11 protein-coding genes are annotated in these 4,897 nt (G+C 41.7%); 9 read left to right on the forward strand and 2 right to left on the reverse strand.

The features are described from left to right. The first annotated feature begins 155 nt into the window (after positions 1 to 155). Both DEH07_06540 and DEH07_06545 read left to right on the forward strand, forming a co-directional pair. Complete coding sequence (locus DEH07_06540) at positions 156 to 704, forward strand: hypothetical protein (protein ID HBY04191.1); 549 nt, start codon at positions 156 to 158, stop codon at positions 702 to 704. A 6-nt stretch (positions 705 to 710) separates the two neighbouring features. Beyond that, on the forward strand, positions 711 to 902 hold the full coding sequence (locus DEH07_06545; protein HBY04192.1) for a hypothetical protein: 192 nt from the start codon (positions 711 to 713) through the stop codon (positions 900 to 902). A gap of 463 nt (positions 903 to 1,365) precedes the next feature. Here the strand turns inward: DEH07_06545 and DEH07_06550 are convergent, their stop codons facing one another. Further along, a complete protein-coding gene (locus DEH07_06550) occupies positions 1,366 to 1,551 on the reverse strand; it encodes a hypothetical protein (GenBank protein ID HBY04193.1) in 186 nt (61 codons plus the stop codon). A gap of 320 nt (positions 1,552 to 1,871) precedes the next feature. On the opposite strand from DEH07_06550, the gene DEH07_06555 reads away from it, so the two are divergent. Both DEH07_06555 and DEH07_06560 read left to right on the forward strand, forming a co-directional pair. After that, positions 1,872 to 2,135 carry a hypothetical protein gene (locus DEH07_06555; GenBank protein ID HBY04194.1) on the forward strand — a complete coding sequence of 88 codons (264 nt, stop codon included), beginning with the start codon at positions 1,872 to 1,874 and terminating at the stop codon, positions 2,133 to 2,135. Between the two features lie 31 nt (positions 2,136 to 2,166). After that, positions 2,167 to 2,613: a type II toxin-antitoxin system death-on-curing family toxin gene (locus DEH07_06560; protein HBY04195.1), complete on the forward strand. Its 447-nt coding sequence runs from the start codon at positions 2,167 to 2,169 to the stop codon at positions 2,611 to 2,613. Here DEH07_06560 and DEH07_06565 read toward each other — a convergent pair. Then, entirely contained in the window at positions 2,597 to 2,842 is a 246-nt protein-coding gene (locus tag DEH07_06565) for a hypothetical protein (protein ID HBY04196.1), read from the reverse strand. The genes DEH07_06560 and DEH07_06565 overlap by 17 nt on opposite strands. A gap of 264 nt (positions 2,843 to 3,106) precedes the next feature. Between DEH07_06565 and DEH07_06570 the strand changes: the two genes are divergently transcribed. From DEH07_06570 to DEH07_06590, 5 genes are all read left to right on the forward strand, one after another. Beyond that, a complete protein-coding gene (locus DEH07_06570) occupies positions 3,107 to 3,292 on the forward strand; it encodes a hypothetical protein (protein HBY04197.1) in 186 nt (61 codons plus the stop codon). A gap of 191 nt (positions 3,293 to 3,483) precedes the next feature. Then, positions 3,484 to 3,750, forward strand: coding sequence for a hypothetical protein (locus tag DEH07_06575; GenBank protein ID HBY04198.1), 267 nt, complete (start codon positions 3,484 to 3,486; stop codon positions 3,748 to 3,750). Positions 3,751 to 3,850: 100 nt separating this feature from the next. Next, positions 3,851 to 4,024, forward strand: a complete 174-nt coding sequence (locus DEH07_06580) for a DNA-binding protein (GenBank protein HBY04199.1) — start codon at positions 3,851 to 3,853, stop codon at positions 4,022 to 4,024. Between the two features lie 118 nt (positions 4,025 to 4,142). Beyond that, positions 4,143 to 4,463: a hypothetical protein gene (locus tag DEH07_06585; protein ID HBY04200.1), complete on the forward strand. Its 321-nt coding sequence runs from the start codon at positions 4,143 to 4,145 to the stop codon at positions 4,461 to 4,463. A gap of 1 nt (position 4,464) precedes the next feature. Then, the gene (locus DEH07_06590) at positions 4,465 to 4,797 is read left to right on the forward strand and encodes a hypothetical protein (GenBank protein ID HBY04201.1); all 333 of its coding nucleotides are present in this window, start codon (positions 4,465 to 4,467) and stop codon (positions 4,795 to 4,797) included. Positions 4,798 to 4,897 lie beyond the last annotated feature (100 nt).

Consider the following 4,897-nt stretch of genomic DNA (forward strand, 5'->3'; position numbering starts at 1 on the left):
CTATGGTGTGACCGTGATCGATTACCGCGGGTTATACAAAAGCCCTGCGATTATATAAACAACCCCTTATAGTTCCAGGCCGTTCTTAGAGCGGGGGGAACTGTACCCCCGCTCTGGGAGGCCCTGGTTACAGAGACAAGTGAAGGAGCAACAAGATGGAAGATATTATTTCTAAAGCATACGTAAGAACCTTATTTGCCCTTATTGGCGCTGAATTAGGCATCCCGGCCAACCTTCTCATTGACTGCAAGGAATATCAAAATCAGCCGGAATCCGGTTGGGCAACATCGTTAAAGGGTGTTAACTGGATATACATAAATCTTAGGGACCTTGTGGAAGCCCTTAATAAAGCAATAGCAGTTAATGGTTTTTTGAAATTCGATGGTTTGTCCTGGCTGCAGGTCAGGAATATTAAGATTGCTTTATTCTGTGTTTTAATCCACGAATACAGTCACATTTATTTGACGGGCAGTTCAAGAAGCTTGATTGGGTTAACTGAGACAGACTATTTCAATATGCTCAAACCGCTGGGAGATCGAGTGAAAATCGGGGAGATTATTAACCGGGAACGGACACCGGAGGAGATAACCAAAGAAAACATTTGGCAAGACAAGCAGCATGACGAGAATTTTTACACCCATCTCCGGATAAACGCGCACCGCTGCGGCAGAATCCTAGAAGAGCTCAAAGAAGAGGGGAGGTGAAATCATTTGCATACAACGATATTCAGGAACGATAAAGCCGCTGAAAAGCTGGATTCTTATCGGCAGGTAACCATGGCAGAATGTTTCTTTGTTGATACAGATCAAGGCCCGGCGATATTCGTCTTCGGCTGCCCCGAAGTGAAGGGGCTGGATCCGGAAGCACGTTTTAGTTTCCAAGCGACAGCAGCCATATTATAGGCGGTACTTTCGATGAATCCGCCGTTATAGTACACTTTAATGACACCAACCTGGAAGCAGCCGTACGGGGCACCCTGGACAAGCCCACTGGAGACATTACTAGCACGGATATGGAAGGGTTGACAAGCCTTATTGCTCGTTTCAGTGAAATTCAGGATTTAACTGGTCTTGAATACGCCACCAACCTGCAACAACTTGTTCTTAATAGTAACCAGATCAATGGAACCCCCGCGTGTACTAACCGCCTACTCGATTTCGAGTCCTGGAATTACCGTTTTATTACATTCTTTTTCGTTTCCTGCCGTGTTAAGTGTGCAGATAAATCAAGGAAATTTCCGGTTTATTAGCACCAGAAATTCCCTTTCTATATCAGGTCATTTCATAACATTTTATCCTGGTTGCAGTACAAATTGCAGTACTGCAGTCCTACCCCTGGCCCTTACAGGGGGGCGGTTTTGAGGCATTAGTCTTCTTCTATAAGAAGAGGCTCAAATCTTATACCATTATCACCTGGAAAGGACTGTCTATGCTTGTTTAGTCCCAGCCAGATATCCAAGGGAATTCCGTTAGGAAACGCGTTGCACTTCCTTTCGCCCGGCTGAGAAAATAAATTTTTGCAATAAGTACAAACCGGGCTATAAACAGGGATATTATGTTCTTTATCATCTATCATAAACAATGTCCTAACTTCCGCCTTTTTTCTGTTCCTGAATTTAATTCTACAGCCTTCATAGTCGCAGGACAACAATTATAAAGGCGCTGCAGAAAGTCCCTGGTCTGTGCAGCGCCGGCTTACAGAGTAAGGTTTTAAAGGTAATTAGTAGCAGTTTACTTTCTTCTGTATACCCGGTCGGGCTTTTTTGCCTGGCCTTTTATATAAAAATAATTTATTTTTATTAAACTATTTTTAAATTTTGTTCATAATAATAGAAATAAACCGATTAAGAAAGATAGGGGAACCATGAAAGAATGATTAAACAAATATGGGCTTTTACAATTAAGTGGTTGTCCCTCTATAATAGAATTAATCAGAAAAATGATAAGGAGGAGGCAACTAATATGACTACTAAATTTGTCAAAAAAATACATAATATTGATTTGCCCCCTCATCAGCTTAGAGAGTTGGGCTTAACTCGGGATTGGCAAATAAATGTAACGGAACAATACATTGAAAAGGTAGTTAAAACGGCAGAGCGCTTTAAAAAAGATTTAAAGGAGCTGTCTAAGCGTTAAAGACGTAAAATACCTTAATGTAACAGATGTTTTGGTTATTCATTTTATTGTTGCCGATACTTATTTTAGTGAATATTATGATGAAAAGGAACCAAGAGGAGTGATGAGCTCCTCTTTATTGTCTTCTGCTTTAGGAGAGCCAAAACAGACTTTTAACGGTAACGATTTATATAGCGATATTTATCAAAAAGCCGCAACTTTGATGCGTTCACTAGTGCAAAATCATTGCTTTCATGATGGCAACAAAAGAACAGCCATGATGGCTACAATTATTTTTCTTGAAGATAATGGTTATGAAGTCATAGCTCCTAAAAAGAAAATGTATAGATTAGCAATGAAAATAGTAAAGGAAAAACCAACTCCTACGGTAAATAATATCGCAAGAACTCTAAAGAAATATTCAAGACAGCGTTCCTTTAAACAAGAAAGAAAGTTTATTCCTTCTCTCCTAAGTCTTGTTTTTAAAAAGAGGCCTTGATAAACAAAGCCTGTTCTTGGCCCACAGCCGGCCAAGTTTTATCGGGGCTGTTTTTGTTTAAACAGTTTACAAAACATCCCGCCAACCGTTTTCCCGGCTGGCCCGATACATGGCGCTTATCGTTTGGCTGATCAGATCCTTCTTCCGGGGCATTATGAACCTTTGTGGAATTCGTCGCCGGCAGCGGTCGAGGATAACGGGGAGCGTTATTTTTTTTCGGTGAAGACAAGAGCAGCCAGGTAAGGGGATCTCCTCATTAAGAATTATTTCAATAGATCAATTAATCCATTAAAATAGCCTTTGGATTTTAATTCATTATATTGTTTCCATCCCTTACTTTCCACCTTAAAATTAGTTATTTTATTGATATACGAATTTCGACAAGAATCTCTTTTTACCTTGACAAATATTTCGACATTATCTGACAGTCGGACAGCGCAATTTTACGCCGTCCTTTTATAAAAATGAACAAAACAAAAAGCAACCTGAAATAATGCCAACTGAACTTACACAAAATCTTGTGCCAGTTAAACGCAATGAACAATCAGCCGACATTGCCGCCAAAGCTGTAGGCATGAACTGTGAAACTTATCGGCAGCAGAGCGCAGCTCCCCCGGAGGACTGCTGCCCTGCTGCAGCTGTGTATTCAAGGGAAAAGGCCTTCGAGGTTACCCTGTAAGGCCTTGAAAATAATTGTCTGGTATGAAGTATCCTTGGGGAAGTGAGTAATATCAAGGCGGGGAGGCCCTGGCGTCCGACAGCCGTATGAATTTATCCGAAATGACTTGTCGGAATGTGTCGGAATATTTGTCAAGGGAAGGCCTCTCTTTTTGTCGAAGTATAGGATAAAAAAAGCAGGAGGCAAAAAGTGTGATAAAGAAAATACCACCTGAATGGCTAATTAAGCATTCAATTGTTGAGGATTTTGAGTTTAGTACAGATTTAGAAGACTGGGAGTATCGTGGAGAATTTTGGGAAGCACTTCCAATATTATTTTGTACACATGGCGATCCAAATATAAAAACATCTAGTGTGAAGATATATCACGTGGCTTACAAAAATAAAGACGAACATAGTATAGGTAAATGTGATATTTGCGGAAAAGTTCTCTGGGCTAAAATTGTACCAAGAAATTAATCTCAGGGCCTAGGAGGTTTTGCGAAAATATTTTCCCAGGTGCTTGACAAGCGTCTTAATAAAATAATATGATATGAAAGGATATAGAAGGGGGTGAAATATGGAGGAATATCTGACACAGAAAGAACTTTGTAAGTTGCTTAAAATCAGTCCTACTACTGTTTGGCGATGGCGAAATGAAGGAATGCCATTTCTAAAACACGGAAACAGCGTAAGGTTTGATCAGAACAAAGTACAACAGTGGCTAGAACGAAAAAACGGTAACAAAAACTAAGGAAGCTGTCTCCTGGCAGAGTACCCAGCTTCCTTCCCAGCAACCCCCACTAAGGAGGTTAACCTTGTTTTTATTATAACCTCCTGGGGGTAAAAAATAAAGGAGGTTTTTATTTACCATGGCAAAGAAAGTTATCAACCGCAAAGTCTACGACACGGCAACGGCAAAGTTAATCCATGAATACTGGAACGGTTCCTCCCCCCGTGACTTTCATCATTTATCCGAGGATCTGTATCGTACCCCAAAGGGCAGCTTCTTCCTCCTGGGGAGCGGCGGCGCACTGACCAAATACTCCGTTGACTGTGGAAACAATTCCACAGGCGGCAGCTCAGATAATATCGTTCCGCTGGAAAAGTATGAGGTCATAGACTGGCTTGAGCATCACGACGGCAGCGAGAAGATCTTAGAATTATTTCCGGATGAAGTGGAGGAGGCATAACATGGCCATTACAGAAAAAGAGATAATCGACACCTGGTTCCCTAATGGGCTTCCAACTGGGGATGAGAAGGTCCTGATGGCCTGGGCAGGCATTAGCCTGAAACTTGCTACCATACCTTTTGAATTAATAAACATGAAAAGGGAGATTACCCCGATACTGATTGAGCGTATTCAGGCTACAATGAAATTTTTAGGTATCGGCTGGGCCGAGCTGGAGGAAGGCGCTTGTCCTGCTATCAGTGAAGCGGGGGACAGCTTAAAGGCGCTTATCCCGGATGTCCCTGATGATAAGATTATCCCTATTACACCTGACAAAACTATTTTAGTTTTATAAACTGGAAGCAGACCGCACAGGATGCCCGTAGAGGGGCGCAAGCTATAACGGTAAGGGTTTGTACCTGGGAAAGAATATCTGCAGCCCGGCCCTGGGTGGG

It is taken from the genome of Desulfotomaculum sp. (assembly GCA_003513005.1).
Taxonomy (GTDB): Bacteria; Bacillota; Desulfotomaculia; order Desulfotomaculales; family Nap2-2B; genus 46-80.